Source organism: Paenibacillus taihuensis (genome assembly GCF_003386535.1).
GTDB classification, from domain to species: domain Bacteria; phylum Bacillota; class Bacilli; order Paenibacillales; family Paenibacillaceae; genus Paenibacillus_Z; species Paenibacillus_Z taihuensis.
Genome location: NZ_QTTN01000033.1, coordinates 24,645 through 39,649, shown reverse-complemented (window position 1 = coordinate 39,649; position 15,005 = coordinate 24,645). Strand labels below are relative to the sequence as shown.

Genomic DNA, 15,005 nt, shown 5'->3' with positions numbered 1-15,005 from the left:
GCTTACAAAGGTCTCATGTCTTACGCCAAGCCGCATACGAAGACGTTCCTTGCGGTGTTCGGCTGTATTATCGTCGCGATTACGGCAGATCTGCTGCAGCCTTACTTGGTTAAGGTCGCGATCGACGATCACCTGATGAAGGGCGATAAGAGTGCGAGTACGCTTCTTGTCATTGCCGGTATTTACTTGCTGTTATCGGTGTGCGGATTCGTCTTCACCTACTTGCAGAACAACTTCCTGCAAAATGCCGGCCAAAGCATCGTCGCCGCCATTCGCAAACAGCTCTTCCGCCATATCACGAGGCAATCGATGTCGTACTTCGACCGCGTGCCAAGCGGCAGCTTGATTACGCATGTGTCGAGCGACACGGAGACATTGAACTCCTTCTTCAGCCAAGTGCTGCTGAGCGTGCTTCGCGACGGGCTGACGCTGGTGTTCATTATCGCGCTGATGTTTCACCTGGATGTGCGGCTGACGCTGTACTGCTTGATTTTGATCCCGATTATCGCATTAATCGCGATCTCGTTCCGCTCTTATATGCGCATGACCTATCAGATTACGAGAACGAATCTATCGCGGCTCGTAGCATTCGTCGCGGAGAACTTGTCCGGCATGCGCATCATTCAAGTGTTTCATCAGGAGAAGGAGCAGCAGCGGCAGTTCGATGACCGTAATCAGACCTATTTCAAATCGAACATGCGCGAGATTCGCACGAACGTCCTGTTCAACCGTTCCTTCGATATGCTCGGCAATTTGTCGGTCGCCTTCGTCACGTGGCTCGGCGGCAACGCGGTGCTGGGACATATGATTCCTTTTGGCGTACTGTTCGCGTTCATCACGTACATCCGGCAGTTCTTCCAGCCGATCAACAGCATTACGCAGCAGTGGAATACGCTCCAGTCCGCGACGGTATCGATGAACCGGATTTGGTCGATCTTCGAGACGAATCCCGAGGTGCAGGATGCGAAGGGAGCGCGCGAGGTTGATGCTTCGCAGGTGAGAGGGAAGATTGATTTTGACCGTGTGAAGTTCGCATACAGCGACGGCGTTCCGGTTATCCACCACCTCGATCTGCATGTGAAGGCTGGCGAAATGATCGGCATCGTCGGTACGACCGGCGCGGGCAAAAGCTCGCTCATCAGCTTGCTGTGCCGCTTCTACGATGTGCAGCAAGGGAGCGTCTCGATCGACGGGACGGACGTGCGGAACATCCCGCAGCATACGCTCCACCGGCTGATTGGGCTTGTGCAGCAGGAGCCGTATCTGTACTCGGGCAGCATTATCGACAATGTCCGGCTGTTCGATGAGACGATTTCCCGCGAGCGCGTCATGAAAGCTTGCCGCATGGTTGGGGCCGATACGCTCGTGATGCGGATGAAAGACGGGTACGATACGGTGCTGTCGGAGCGGGGAAGCGGCTTGTCTGCGGGCGAGCGGCAGCTCATTTCTTTTGCCAGAATCATCGTATTCCAGCCGAAAATCCTCATCCTCGACGAAGCGACGGCGAACCTCGATTCTCACTCGGAGCAGCTCATCCAGCGGGCGCTTGCGGTCGTCTCCGAAGGGCGGACGACGCTCGTCATTGCGCATAGGCTGTCCACGATTATGAATGCGGACCGTATTATTGTGATGCGTCAGGGCGAAATTGTAGAAGAAGGGACTCATCGCCAGCTGCTTGCGCTTGGCGGGTACTACGAGGAGCTGTACCGGCATTCGCAGGGCGAGCATGAGGAGCATGAAGAACTGGAACTGGATGAGCTCGAGGATTTCGATGATGATGAGCCGTCGACAGCGAATGCTTCAGCTGGAGGTATTGCCGCAGCGGCTTCTCCAGGCGGAGGTTGTAGTTCTCGGCGGTAGGTGGGTGTGTGGTGCGCTTGTTGTCCACAGATTATGCACGTTCTGTGGATGACTTGTGTACAAAACTGTGGATAAGGCTGTGGCTATACGCTTCAAGCAGCAGTCTCATGCACATAGACAATCCCATTCGATCTATGCGATAATGGGCTATTACTAACATTCTAGAATTTATATGCTTCACTTGTATGAATTTCTGTATGTCTCCGCGAAACGTAAGCTTTTGCCTTAGGGACGGCGGCAGCCGTTTACTCTTGTGACAGACTGTTTGAGGTGTGAATCATGGAATTACTCGTATTGCTGGCAGAAATCATGCTAGTCAATATTGTGCTTAGCGGCGATAACGCTGTCGTCATCGCCATGGCAAGCCGCAATTTGCCGCTGACGCATCGGAAGAAAGCGGTGTGGTGGGGAGCGCTTGCTGCTGTTGTTCTGAGGATTATTTTAACGGTCGTAGCCGTTTATTTGCTTAAAATTCCGTTCATTCAGATCGCAGGAGCGCTGCTGCTGTTCTGGGTTGCGATTCAACTGCTGAAGGACGAAGGCGACAGCAAAAATATCGATGGCGCGCAGTCCATCTGGAAGGCGATCCGCATCATCGTCACCGCCGACTTCGTCATGAGTCTCGATAATGTGCTTGCGATCGCAGCGATTGCGAACAACAATATCTGGCTGATGTCGCTCGGCGTTGCGCTCAGCATTCCGGTCATCGTCTGGGGCAGCCAGCTCATTATGGCGCTGCTTCACAAGTTCCCGATCGTCATCTACATCGGCGCCGGCATTCTCGGCTACACCGCAGGCGAGATGCTCGAGGACAATGACACGCTCAAGAAGTTTCTGCATAACGCCGGCGAATGGGTAGACGCGTTGTTCCCGTTCGTGTGCGGCCTGCTCGTGATGGGCATCGGCTACCTGCTGCAGCGCCGCGGACGTTCGCGCGTGCAGGAGGCGTAATAGAAGTTTACGGAGGGTTCCCTTGCGAGGGAACCCTTTTTTTGTGTTTTCAGCTTCTCGATATAAGAAAATGGAGGTCGGTCGCCCTCCATAACGTGTCTTACCTTATGCTTAATTGCTCAGCAGCGATTCGCTTCACAGAATCGCGCCTGACGAGCCAATTGTTAATGAGATCGGTCTGCGGCTCCATGCTTGGTTGTTTGATGCGATGCAGCATGCGCTTGAACGCCTTCAAGGAGATGTCCGTCTTGCTGATGTTGATCGTCGTCAGGCTGGGGCTAATATTCTGACTCAGCTCGGTGTTGTCGAAGCTGATAAGTGAAACCTGGTCAGGAACGACAATTCCTTTCGATTGAAGCTTCAACAGCAGGTTATGGGCAGCCATGTCGCAATGGCAGACGAAGGCGGTCGGCAGCTTGTCCGGGAGCGAGTAGTCGATTGTGTATTTGCCCAGTCTATCGTTGTTGATTAAGTGCCAATCTTTGTTGAAGGCAAGCTGATTCTGGATGAGAGCTTTATTGTAGCCACAGAAGCGGTCCAGCACGTTCGTCGTGTAATGAGGGTCGCCGACAAAGCCGATATCCCGGTGCCCCATATCGATTAGATATTGTGTGACCATGGTGCCGGATAAAAAGTTGTCGGTTACGATCGAATCGATCTGCAGATCGACATCGTAAAAATCAATGGCGACCACGGGAAGCTTCGATTTCAGCACTGCGTTCAGCATATACCTGCTAGGAAGCTGTCCGGCAATGAAGAAGCCGTCAAGAGCGTTTTGATCCTGCTGCAATGTAATAGGAAGCTCGCAATTCTCCTCTTCATCGGAAGTAAGAATATACAGCGAGATGTTGATATTGTGAGCTGCGCACTCGCGGCTTAAATGATAGTAGATGTTCGTGTAGAAATTGTCCGTATCGAGGAAAAAACGCTTCGCAACTAGAAAGCCGAGCTTAATACTCGTGTAGGTATTGCTGGCGGCTTTTGCGACATAGCCGAGCTCGCGGGAAACCTGGAGGACTCGTTTTCGCAGCTCCTCGCTAACGCCAGGCTGGTTTTTTAACGCTTTGAAGACAGATACTTTCGTGGTGCCGATTTCGTTCGCGATTGTTTCCAATGTTACTTTTTGTTTTTTCATAGGGTGCTCCTGACGTAAGCAGAGTGCATAATGTTTCTTTCAATATAATTAACTTTTAAGTAAAAAGTCAACGAATGTAACTAACAAATATAAATTTGTAATGTAATTTGTGGCCAGGAAGGGACCGTTTCTCTGTTCCTGTAATTAAAATAATAGGACTCTCGGAAGGATTTACTCCAGAATTCGTTTTGGAAACGCTTAAATTTCGATTGACTTTTCAGTATCGTTAAATTAATAATGTAAGTAATTAATGAAGTAATTATCTTTGTAACGTTACAAATAAGTGGACCTGCCATTATAAATGGTTCCCGAATCAGGAGGCTGGATGGAAACAATGATTTCATTTCGAGCAAGCGGCAATGCGAGCAGTGGCTTTTATACGGAAATTATGCACGACGGCAAAACATTGGCTCGACATAATAACAGCGGCGAGCTGAGCCTCCTGCTAGAGAACGGTGATCGCGCCGATCGTGAGGAAATTCACTGCTGGCGGGCGGAGGAGGCAGTTGAAACCGAAGGCGGCCTGCTGCTTCGCGGCAAAATGCGGCTTAACCGCTTCAGCGCTGATTTGGGTGTAACCGTGCATTACGAGCAAGTGACGGACCGGGTCATTAAGAAGACGGTTCGACTGCATCAGAACGATATCCCGCGTTTGTACGTCGCTATGCGCAACTCGCTCGAGCCGGCGCGGACGCCGCGATCTTATTGGTCATTCGATCATAACGAACATCATGGCGGTCCCGCATACGGCATATTGGCCGAGGATGTGTATCCGGCGGCGGGGTTTGTCAGCGAAGACGGCCTGATGGTCGGTCTTCTGACGGACTCCGGCTGGAGTAACAAGTGGAGCCGTCTCGCTTGGCGCAGGACGAGCCGCGGCAATACGGCCGCCATTCAAGTGACAGACCCGGCCATTCTGCGCACGGCTACTTTGCAGGAGCGCGCGGAAGGGCGGCACCATGTAACGCTTGCCTTGGGCGAAAGCTACGGTCATGCGCGCATTCCATACGAGAACGGAGGCAACGGACGCTACGCATTTTTAGGCAGGCGAGGGTACCGTTATGCGATTGCGATGGAATGGCGCGGACAGGGAGTGGGAACGGTCGTTCTATGCGATTGCGACGGCAATTCGCTGAGCAAACTTGACGATGATAATTTGTTCGCGGGCGGCAGAGAGAATTGGCAATCTTATGTCGGACGTACCGGCGAGCTGCACGAGGATGGACACTACTCCTTCTTCGTAGATGAGTCGAGTGGTCTTGACAGCCGCGAGGTGCGCATATTCGAATCCGCTCCCGAGACTGTACCTTGGCACGAGCTGCGCCAAGGCGAAGACATGGTGCGGACGGCCTTCATATTTGCCGAGCAGTGCGACGCAACGCCGCGAGATGTACGGCTTCACAGCCAACTTAAGCTCGCGGAGGGTCTCGGCTTTCAAGGAAGCGATCTGGAGAAGGTGCTGTACGCCGATTTTAAGATGCTCACCTGGGTAACGGAGCCTGGCGTCGATGAGCCATTGGTTGTGCCGAGCACGTTTTATTTCGAGATGTACTTCCGGGACGTATTCTGGATGCTGAACGGCTCCAAAGATGCGTTTCTTAACGAAAATATATTGCGGAGAATCGGCGAGACGATGAATGAGCGCCATGAGGTCGACAATATTATAACGGGTTACCACGGAAGCATCGAGCATACGGATAACGAGATGTCCTACATTTATTTGATTTGGAGCTATTTGAACCAGAAGCGCTTCGGCATTGCGCCTGATATGGAAAAGGTGAAGCAAAGTTTTGATTTGATTACGGGCAAGTTCGACCCTGACGGTGACGGCGTTATTGTGACGAATAACCCGCAGTCAGCTATGGACATTATGTGGCAGAACCACAAATGCAGATTCGCTTCGAGTCAGGGCTATTATGCGGTAGCTTTAATGGCTGCGCAGAAGCTCGGCATTCCGGTCGCAGACGCGTATATCCAATCGGCTGTTGAGGCATACCGGGGCTATTATGCGGAATACGGCTCGGACGGCAAATTCGTGCATAACTTCCCGGACAACCAGCTAGGCAAGCACGGAGAGGCGGCAGGGATCATCGCGAATATTGATTTGGAGCCGGAATTTTTAAGTGCTTATTTGTTTGACCGTCCGATGCTGGACAGTCAGATGGTTATCGATACGCTGGAGAAATATCCGGTATCTCCCGAAGGATTGATGCCGAATTTATGCAAGGTGGATGGGACAAGGTTCACGAAGGATGTGAATCCGTTCAACGGAGGACACTTCTGGCCGTACGGCATCTATGCGAACGGAGCGAGTTGGCTGCGAAAGCAATATATTGTGCTCGCCGCAGGGAAATATCATGGCTGGACGAAAGCGGACGAAATTATGAACAAGCGGTGCGAGGCCGAGCTGAATTTCGACGCGGACCAGCCGCTTAGCCGGGAGTATTTGTCCCTTACGGGAGACCCGAAGCAGTCTGCGCCGCATCGCGTGTTCGGCTGGAATCTTATTGTGCTGTCTATTCATGAGTGGTTTGGCTCGCGCAAGCCGGATTGGGACCCGGATTTCTCGCCAAGAAAGGAGACGGCATAATTGATAGAATATCGTTCGCTGCAGCCCGCCGAGCTGGATGCCTGGTTCGACCATTGCGCCTGCGTATTCGGGGGAGCTGCTGATTGCGAGCTTAGAGGACTGTTCGTGAATCACCATTATATGGACCCGGACAGCGATTCGGCGGACATTATTGCAGCCGTTGATAACGGGCGGATTATTAGCGCGCTGAAACTGTTTAACAGAACCGGCTACTTCTTCGGCGATGAATTTACGATTAGCGGAATCGGAGATTTTGGCACAGTCCAGGAATACCGGGGGCAGGGGATTTCCTACCGCTTAATGGAGCGCGCCGTTAAACGGATGGAGGAGCGGGAGATCGACATTTCGATGCTGCGCGGTACGGAAAGGATGTACGACAAGCTCGGCTGGAGAAATGTTCGGACATACACTCAAATTTCTACAGCAGAAGCAGGTATCGATAAATGGGCGTATAGCCTGCGGCCGGCTGATCTCGAGCAGGATCTGCCTGCGCTCAAAGGAGTTTACACCGGCTTTTCAAGCCGTTTCAACGGCCCGTTTGCCCGAAACGATGATTTTTATTGGCGGTACTGGGTGAAGTTCGAAGGCGCGAATGTGTGGGTCATAGAAGATGGTGCTGGAGCTGTGATCGGCTACGTCGGCTTTACATATAGGAACGGCGGTCTGGACATTGGTGAATTTTGCGTCCAGCCCGCACATGAAGGTATTTTCGACAACGTTGCTGCCAGGCTTGTCGCCCTGACCGGGCGCCTAGAGCTGGAGGTGCGGTTCGACAGCTTGATTCCTTCGCGGCTTGCGCCGAATCGTTTTGAGGAGCAAAGCTACATTATGTACCGTTTGATGAAGCCACTAAACGTAAATGGGCGCGAGATTGAGAACACCGAGCAGCTGCTCGAGCTGCTCGCTGCCCCGCAGTTCGGTGACGTTCCGAGATCCGACGTATTGTTCTGGGGAGTAGACAGCTTCTAAGGCTTCACTGCGGCGCTCTTGTTGAATGCCGGACAATCAGCTTGGTCGGCAGCAAAATTTCCATAAACGGCTCCGCTTGATGGTTCATCCGCCAGAGCAGCTGTTCGAGCGCCCGTTTGCCATAGTTTTTCAAGTCGATATCGACTGTCGTTGTCGCGGGTATCGTAATTTGCGACAGCTGGCCGTTATCAAAGCTGCAAATCGAAATCTCGTCGGGAATTCTGAGCCCAAGCTGCTGCAGGGAAGAGGTTAACAGGAAACCGAGGGCGTCGTTCGCGCAAAACCAGGCATCGGGCTGCGCTTCCATGCCGGACAGTCGTTCGATGATCTTTCCCGCATCTTCAGCTATATCGTTCAATATCCATTTCGGTTCGACGGGCAGCATGGCATCCTCCAGCGCCCACAAGTAACCTTGCAATCGTTCGTAGTAGCTGGGCGAGAAGGAAATGTTGCCCACAAACCCGATACTTCGGCAGCCGAGGCAGATTAAGTATTGAACGGCTTCGAAGCTTCCGAAACGGTTGTTCGTGAGCACGCAGTCCGTTTGTATACGCGGGTGATGATGATCGATCAGCACGGTAGGAATGCCGGTTTCCAGCACTTTATTAATGTAGTCGTTGCTGATGTGGGAGAGTATCAGGATGCCTTGGACGCTTTCGTTTTGCAGGATTGGCGGCAATGTCAGTTCACTGCACATCGTGGAATCGACAGGTTGAATGTGCATCGTCAATCCGTGCTTGGAGCATTCCCTTTCGATGGCCAAATAAATTTCGCCGAAGAAGCTTCTCTGGGAGAAGGCATACTCTGAAGCAAGCAGAGCGATGCTGCGAAGCGGTCCATCGGCCTTGTTCTTGTAAGGCTGGGCGTATGTATACCCGAACCGCTTGGCGGTTTGGATAATTAACTGCCGTGTCTCTTCGCTCACTCCGTCCTTGCCGGAAAGCGCCTGAGATACGGAGTTTTTAGAAATATTCAAGGCGTCTGCAATGACTTGCATAGTAACCTTCTGGTTCGCCAAGCATATCGTTCCTTTCATGTTTGCGTCGTATCAAATTATACCTTAAGGAGGAATGGAAGTGAACGTCTGTCAAATCGGGCGTTAACGCTATGTTGGGAAAAGAGATTTTCGGTAAGGTGCCTAGTAAAGGAGTGCGTGATGATAATGAAAATAACAAAGGGTGAAGTAAGAGCCTGCTCGCAGCTTCTGGATTCCTATCGGTCGCAAAACAGGCTTGCCGAAAGCCCTGTGAAACTGAAGTTCGCCGGCATAGGCGATTGTGATGTGTACAATATTACCGCTCCCTTTGAAGATGAGGGGGAACTGGTCATCGCCGGCCGCGTCGAGCCGAGAGACAGCGAGCATTCGCATGTGCTCTTCTTCATGGAGCAAGGCGGCGTGTGGTCGCCAAGTCCGGATCTGCCGAGACTGGAGCTGCAGGACCCATTCTATACGCGAATCGGGAACGAAATCGTCGTCGGCGGCGTGCAGATCTTTCCGCATCCTGTTCATGAGGGAGGTCTCGCGTGGAGGACTGTCATGTATAAAGGGGATCGGCTGCGTGAGCTGAAGCCATTCTTTACCGGTCCGGACGGCATGAAGGATTTACGAATCGCCGAACTTCGCGGAGGTGATATTGCTGTGCTGACGAGGCCGCAAGGCGAGAAGGGCGGCAGGGGCAAAATCGGCTTTACGCGCGTCTCTTCGCTAGAAATGCTGATGGTTGAGCGGGTTGAGGAAGCTCCTCTCTTAGAGGGACAGTTTATCGATGAAGAATGGGGAGGCGCGAACGAGCTTCACCCGTTGGCAGGCGGCCTGCTCGGGGTGCTCGGCCACATTTCCTGCTTCGATGCTGCGGGAGACGTGCATTACTACCCGATGGCATTTGTCATCGATCCGTACACGGGACGGTTTACGGACATCGAGCTCATTGCGGTGCGCAGCCGGTTCTTGCCCGGTGAAGCGAAGCTGGAGCGGCTTGTCGACGTCGTGTTTAGCGGCGGGCTTGTGCGGCGCGAGGACGGCACTGCTGAGCTGTACGCCGGAATTAGCGACGTTGAAGCACAGTGTCTGACAATTAAGGATCCGTTTCTTCATTATGAGATGATTGAAGCGGAGTGGTAGCAGCAAATTGGACATGTGCAAAGGAGTGGCAGAGCGATGAAAGCTGCTGTGTTTCATGGTAAGCATCATATTTCAATCGAGCCTCAGGAGCTATCGCCGCTTCAGCCTGAGGAAGTGCGGATTCAGGTGGCGGCTTGCGGGATCTGCGGAACCGACCAGCATATTTATCACGGGCAGCCGGGATCCGCTGCGGTGCAGCCTCCGCTCGTGCTCGGCCACGAATTGTCGGGTGTAGTCGTAGAAATCGGCTCCGCTGTAAAGTCGCTGAAGCAGGGCGACCGTGTTTCTGTCGATCCGAATATGTACTGCGGTAATTGCGTTTATTGCCGCAGCGGTGCAGTGCAGCTGTGTGATCATTTGCAGGCGGTAGGTGTTACCAGAGGGGGCGGAATGGGGCAATACTGCAACGTGCCTGCGTCCAATTGTTATCAGCTCCCGGACGAGCTGAGCGATGTGGAAGGCGCACTGGTAGAGCCGCTCGGCTGTGTGCTGCACGGCTGCAAAAAACTCGATATTCGTCCGATCCACAGCGTTCTCATCATCGGGGGAGGCTTTATTGGTCAGTTGTTTCTGCAGCTCATGTGCAGCCGTGCGGTCAAAGAAGTGGCGGTATGCGAGCCTGTCGAGGCAAAGCGCCAAAGCCTGCTCAGGCTCGGCGCGAGCGAGGTGTTCTCTCCGCAGAATGAGGAAGAGAAGGCGAGCTGGTATGACCGAGCGGACATCGTTGTCGAATGCGTTGGCCGCAAGGATTCCATGGAGTTTGCGGTTCAGGCTGCAAGCAAGGGCGGCCAGGTGCTGCTGTTCGGCGTTGCTGCTCCGAGTGCTGAAATTTCCGTTTCGCCTTATCTCCTTTTTACGAAGGAGCTGAAGCTGATGGGCTCGTTTATCAATCCGCATACGCACGAAGAGGCCATTGCATTGATACGCAGGAAAGTAGTGGAGGTTGAAGGGCTGGTCAGCCATCGCTTTGAGCTGGATCAGGTGCCTGCCGTGATGGCCTCATATGAAGGTATGAATGTGGCCAAAGGGGTTATCGTTTATTAGCTGAAATTTGTAACGTTACAATATTAATATAAGTCATGAGGAAGCGAAACTGAAACCGAGTGATAATGATGGAATACAGGGGAAACTGCGCCAATTTGTGATTTTTATCGAAAAACGAGTATAAATGGATAGAAATCTGTTGGAAATACAGTTTTGTAAAGACAGTGTTAGTTAAAAAGTAAATAACATATTGTCTTAGTAACGTTACGGATGTATAATCATGGTGCGTTTGTAATCTATTAAATTTACTGCGGCTTTAGAAGGGGTGGCACAATGAAGGCATCTGTTATTGACCAAAGAACGGAATTTGAACTTACGAAGCCGATTTATGAAAGCGTTAAACTAACGTTTGACGGTGTCGATGGCTATGACGTCTATAACCCTTCGATCCCGTTTGAATGGCAAGGGAAACGATATATTTTCGGACGTGTTGAAAGAAGAAGCGAATGGGCGCGTTCCTGGGTAAGGCTGTTCGAGCAGACGGGAACGGATGAATGGACGCTTGTTCCGGACTCCATGATTTATCAGCTGGAAGATCCTTATGTCAGCAAGATCGCAGGTCAGCTCGTTCTAGGCGGTACGCATGTGCGCTACCGGCAAGGAAAAATCGACACGTTTTACGGTTACTTCTATAAGGGAACGGACATTCATGACATGTACTACTATACAACAGGCCCGGATTATATGAAGGATATCCGTCTCGTGGAGTTGGCGGACGGCCGAATCGGCGTCTTCTCGCGGCCAAGAAACGAGGAAGTGCGGAAGCAGTACGGCAGCGAATCGATCGTTGGCTTTGCGATTATCGAACGGCTTGAGGATTTGACCGCTGAAGTGATTGAAAACGCTTCATATATTCCAGGGCTTTTCGATAATGATGAGTGGGGCGGCTGCAACCAGGCTTATCTGCTGGATAGCGGCATGATCGGCGTCATCGGCCACAAATCGTACAAATGGGTCGACGAGCAAGGCGAGCTGATCCTGACTTACATGAACTTCTCCTTCGTATTCGACCCGGTCATGCACGAGGCTAGGGATATCAAGCTGATCGGAACGCGTTCGAGCTATCCTTCGGGTCCTGCGAAGAAGCCTGATCTTGTCGATTGCGCGTTTACGTCCGGTATCGAAATGAGAGCTGACGGTAAGGCGGATCTGTACAGCGGTATCGGCGATTGCGAGGCAGGCCGGATCGTCATCGATTATCCGTTTGAAGGCTACGGAAGCATTGTCAGCTTGTAATTGCGGATGAGATTGATACAAGGAGGTGCCGCCCGGAGGTATCGTCATGTAATCGTACAGTAGGAATAAGACATCAAGGCAGAGCTGCGACCAGAAGCAACCATCACTCATAATGGGGGAAAAGAAGGCATGAAAAAACAAGCTGTTTTTCTTGTAGTAGCTATAATCTTTATCCTGTCGATCTTTCTGACTGCTTGTTCATCCGGCAACGATTCTTCAAACTCGAACAATGCGGCCAACAATGTGGCTAGCAATGCAGCGAATAACGCGGCAAACGACGCGGCGAACAATGCAGCGAGCGATGATTCGACATCAAACAATGCGTCCGCAACAAATGCGGCGGCGAACAATGGCGACTCGGCGACAACTGTAAGCGCTGAGGAAGCTGCGCATAGAAAAGAACTGAAAGGTACGCTTAACATTTGGATGCGCGCAGGGGAAGGCGTTGGCGGCAAGCCGGGTGACCCTTTCTACGAGTACATCCATAACGAGTTCCCGAACGTTGTGCTGAACGTGCAGCCGGACAAAGATTGGAAGGACATTACAAAAGGGCTGGCGAGCGGCGATTTACCTGATATTTTCTTCTGGGAAGGTCCGGTTCCGGGCATTCTGCAAACGCTCAACAAGAACCAGTACGTAGAACCGCTCGACAGCTATCTGGATAAAGATCCAGACTACAAAAACAGCTTCATCCCTTCTCTGCTTGAGCAGCATAAAGTGGACGGCGTGACATACGGCATTCCTTTCGATCCGATGCCGGTTGCTATCATCGCCAACCTTGATTTGTTCGACAAAGCGAACGTGCCTTATCCGACGAACGACTGGACGATCGACGATTTCATGAGCGCGGCGCACAAGCTGACGAACAAGAGCGATCCGAAGAACATGACCGCAGGACTTGCACGGAACATTGATGTGGAAGATTATCCGCGGATGCTGAATTTCTTCCTTCAAGCCTATGGCGTCAAAGGCTACAAGGAGGTAGACGGCAAGAAGGTGTCCAACATGGCTGAGGACCCTAACGCGATTACGGCTATCGAGAAGTATCTGGAAGTGTACGGCAATAACTATGCGGCAACCCTCTCCGAGGATCAGAAGAAAGCGATGGGATTGGATACTTCGATCTGGGACGTGGACTGGGAGAAAGGCGTGTCCGCAATGTTCGTAGCGAGTTCGTGGGCAGTTCCTTATGATCAGGCATCCAAATCCTATCCGTTCAAAGTCGGCGTTTATAATGTGCCGTCCGGTCCAGGCGGCCGCGGAACGCTGATTGACGAAATCGGATACTCCATCTATAAAGGCAGCAAGAACAAAGACCTTGCATGGGACGTTCTGAAATTCATGACAAGTCAGGAATTCCGTAATAACGCTTATACGACGAACCCGGATTCGGGCGATAAAGTATTCCCGTTCAAGTATGACGAGAACCGCTACTCGTTCTCGATGACGCTTGGCAATGACTACTACGGTTATGGCATGCCGCCGTTCTCGACGAAGTACAGCCTGAACGAAGAGTTCCAAACGCTGTACGACGGCTTTGAAAGCGCATCCCAAAATACGAACAACTCTTACGTGACGCCTGACCTGCTCAAGCTAACGCAAGAGGTGAACAGCGGGAAGAAGCAGCTCGTTGACGCACTCAAGGAATACGATAACAAGGTGAACGCGAATAAAGTGCTGGACAACCCTCCGGCGTGGTAAGCGCAATCGCATAACAAAGAACCGAGCATACAAGGACTTTCTATCGCGGTATAGGCAGTCCTTGTATTCGGTTTACCGCCATATCCGCCGGGCATAGATGAGCGTTGATCGCAATTTCTGTCAAGCATAGGGACTTACTGCCGTCAAGCTGTTCAAGCTGGGCCAACCGGTAGGTTCCTATCCTTGGGAGATATTCTGTTTGCACACACTACAGGATTGATAAACAGAGGGAGAATGCGCATATGGCAAAAGTATCGATACGAGGCTTATTCAAGATGTACCCGAATGCCAAGGATGTAGCTCCGGCAGTCCATGACTTCAATTTGGAGATCGATGATTCTGAATTTATCGTGTTCGTCGGTCCCTCCGGCTGCGGAAAAACGACAACTCTGCGAATGATCGCCGGCCTTGAGAGCATCTCGAAAGGCGAAATTTATATCGATGACCAGATCGTCAATAACTTGCCGCCCAAAAACCGCAATATTGCGATGGTTTTTCAGAACTACGCCCTCTATCCCAATTTATCCCTGTTCGAGAACATGGCATTCAGCCTGCGGCTGAAGAAGATGGAGAAGTTCGAGATTAACGAGTCGGTCAAAAATAAAGCGAAGAAGCTGCAAATCGAGCATTTGCTGGACCGCCTGCCAGGGCAAATTTCCGGGGGCCAACGGCAGCGCGTCGCTCTCGGGAGAGCGATCGTCCGCGACCCGAAAATCTTCCTCATGGACGAGCCCCTATCCAATCTGGATGCCAAGATGCGCGTCCGCATGAGAATGGAGCTCATTAAGCTGCAGCGGGAGCTGGGCGTTACTACGATCTATGTGACGCACGACCAGATCGAAGCGATGACGATGGGCGATCGGATCGTCGTTATGAACGGCGGTGTCATCCAGCAGGTCGACACGCCCGAGAACATTTACAACTACCCTGCGAACCGCTTCGTAGCCGGCTTCATCGGCTCGCCGCCAATGAATTTCATTAAAGGGAAGCTGGTCCGCCAAGACGGGAGGCTGCTGTTCGCGCATGACCGGTTTGCTCTCGAAGTGCCGGCGGACACGGCCGGCAGGATCGACCTCAAATATAAAGACGTGTATGGCGGCATTCGGCCGGAGAATATGACCATTAAACCGTATGACGGCGGCGATGTTGCCGGTCCGTCCTTCAGAGGCACAATCGAAGGAGCGGAGCTGGTCGGTGCGGATAGGTATGTATACGTACGATTCGGCGGCGACGAGGTGATCGTGCGCGTCGATGCGAGAGAAAGGCACCAGAACGGCATGGAAGTGCTTGTTTCGCTTGAGATGGACCGCTTTTTATGTTTTGACCTGCATTCGGAGCACCGTATTTCATAAGCTCTGATGCCAAGCAAGTCGAATTCTTTGAGGAAGGTGAAAATG

At 52.0% G+C, this 15,005-nt stretch carries 11 protein-coding genes; 9 read left to right on the top strand and 2 right to left on the bottom strand.

Features of this window, described 5'->3' with window-relative positions; all coding sequences use genetic code 11:
* The first annotated feature begins 15 nt into the window (after positions 1-15).
* Both A8990_RS22680 and A8990_RS22675 read left to right on the top strand, forming a co-directional pair.
* Positions 16-1,860 (top strand): ABC transporter ATP-binding protein, encoded by a 1,845-nt coding sequence (locus tag A8990_RS22680; protein WP_245996159.1) that lies wholly within the window; start codon positions 16-18, stop codon positions 1,858-1,860.
* A gap of 279 nt (positions 1,861-2,139) precedes the next feature.
* Positions 2,140-2,811, top strand: coding sequence for a TerC family protein (locus A8990_RS22675; RefSeq protein ID WP_245996157.1), 672 nt, complete (start codon positions 2,140-2,142; stop codon positions 2,809-2,811).
* Between the two features lie 100 nt (positions 2,812-2,911).
* On the opposite strand, the gene A8990_RS22670 is transcribed toward A8990_RS22675, so the two are convergent.
* Entirely contained in the window at positions 2,912-3,946 is a 1,035-nt protein-coding gene (locus tag A8990_RS22670) for a LacI family DNA-binding transcriptional regulator (RefSeq protein ID WP_116191333.1), read from the bottom strand.
* 334 nt (positions 3,947-4,280) lie between these two features.
* Between A8990_RS22670 and A8990_RS22665 the strand changes: the two genes are divergently transcribed.
* Both A8990_RS22665 and A8990_RS22660 read left to right on the top strand, forming a co-directional pair.
* On the top strand, positions 4,281-6,536 hold the full coding sequence (locus A8990_RS22665) for a hypothetical protein (protein ID WP_116191332.1): 2,256 nt from the start codon (positions 4,281-4,283) through the stop codon (positions 6,534-6,536).
* Positions 6,537-7,505 carry a GNAT family N-acetyltransferase gene (locus A8990_RS22660; protein ID WP_116191331.1) on the top strand — a complete coding sequence of 323 codons (969 nt, stop codon included), beginning with the start codon at positions 6,537-6,539 and terminating at the stop codon, positions 7,503-7,505.
* A 4-nt stretch (positions 7,506-7,509) separates the two neighbouring features.
* Here A8990_RS22660 and A8990_RS22655 read toward each other — a convergent pair whose 3' ends face one another.
* Positions 7,510-8,502: a LacI family DNA-binding transcriptional regulator gene (locus A8990_RS22655; protein ID WP_116191330.1), complete on the bottom strand. Its 993-nt coding sequence runs from the start codon at positions 8,500-8,502 to the stop codon at positions 7,510-7,512.
* 165 nt (positions 8,503-8,667) lie between these two features.
* On the opposite strand from A8990_RS22655, the gene A8990_RS22650 reads away from it, so the two are divergent.
* The 5 genes from A8990_RS22650 to A8990_RS22630 all read left to right on the top strand — a co-directional run bounded on the left by A8990_RS22650 (position 8,668) and on the right by A8990_RS22630 (position 14,960).
* Positions 8,668-9,627, top strand: a complete 960-nt coding sequence (locus tag A8990_RS22650) for a DUF1861 family protein (protein ID WP_116191329.1) — start codon at positions 8,668-8,670, stop codon at positions 9,625-9,627.
* A 36-nt stretch (positions 9,628-9,663) separates the two neighbouring features.
* A complete protein-coding gene (locus A8990_RS22645; protein ID WP_116191328.1) occupies positions 9,664-10,671 on the top strand; it encodes a zinc-dependent alcohol dehydrogenase family protein in 1,008 nt (335 codons plus the stop codon).
* Between the two features lie 273 nt (positions 10,672-10,944).
* Positions 10,945-11,907 carry an MTP-1 family protein gene (locus A8990_RS22640; protein WP_116191327.1) on the top strand — a complete coding sequence of 321 codons (963 nt, stop codon included), beginning with the start codon at positions 10,945-10,947 and terminating at the stop codon, positions 11,905-11,907.
* A 129-nt stretch (positions 11,908-12,036) separates the two neighbouring features.
* A complete protein-coding gene (locus tag A8990_RS22635; RefSeq protein WP_116191326.1) occupies positions 12,037-13,608 on the top strand; it encodes an extracellular solute-binding protein in 1,572 nt (523 codons plus the stop codon).
* Between the two features lie 242 nt (positions 13,609-13,850).
* On the top strand, positions 13,851-14,960 hold the full coding sequence (locus A8990_RS22630; RefSeq protein ID WP_116191325.1) for an ABC transporter ATP-binding protein: 1,110 nt from the start codon (positions 13,851-13,853) through the stop codon (positions 14,958-14,960).
* Positions 14,961-15,005 lie beyond the last annotated feature (45 nt).

Bases quoted from the DNA above. Each gene is read 5' to 3' on its own strand.
- A8990_RS22635 (WP_116191326.1), top strand. From the start codon at position 12,037: ATGAAAAAACAAGCTGTTTTTCTTGTAGTAGCTATAATCTTTATCCTG.
- A8990_RS22655 (WP_116191330.1), bottom strand. From the start codon at position 8,502: ATGCAAGTCATTGCAGACGCCTTGAATATTTCTAAAAACTCCGTATCT.
- A8990_RS22645 (WP_116191328.1), top strand. From the start codon at position 9,664: ATGAAAGCTGCTGTGTTTCATGGTAAGCATCATATTTCAATCGAGCCT.
- A8990_RS22630 (WP_116191325.1), top strand. From the start codon at position 13,851: ATGGCAAAAGTATCGATACGAGGCTTATTCAAGATGTACCCGAATGCC.
- A8990_RS22680 (WP_245996159.1), top strand. From the start codon at position 16: ATGTCTTACGCCAAGCCGCATACGAAGACGTTCCTTGCGGTGTTCGGC.
- A8990_RS22670 (WP_116191333.1), bottom strand. From the start codon at position 3,946: ATGAAAAAACAAAAAGTAACATTGGAAACAATCGCGAACGAAATCGGC.
- A8990_RS22675 (WP_245996157.1), top strand. From the start codon at position 2,140: ATGGAATTACTCGTATTGCTGGCAGAAATCATGCTAGTCAATATTGTG.
- A8990_RS22665 (WP_116191332.1), top strand. From the start codon at position 4,281: ATGATTTCATTTCGAGCAAGCGGCAATGCGAGCAGTGGCTTTTATACG.
- A8990_RS22650 (WP_116191329.1), top strand. From the start codon at position 8,668: ATGAAAATAACAAAGGGTGAAGTAAGAGCCTGCTCGCAGCTTCTGGAT.
- A8990_RS22640 (WP_116191327.1), top strand. From the start codon at position 10,945: ATGAAGGCATCTGTTATTGACCAAAGAACGGAATTTGAACTTACGAAG.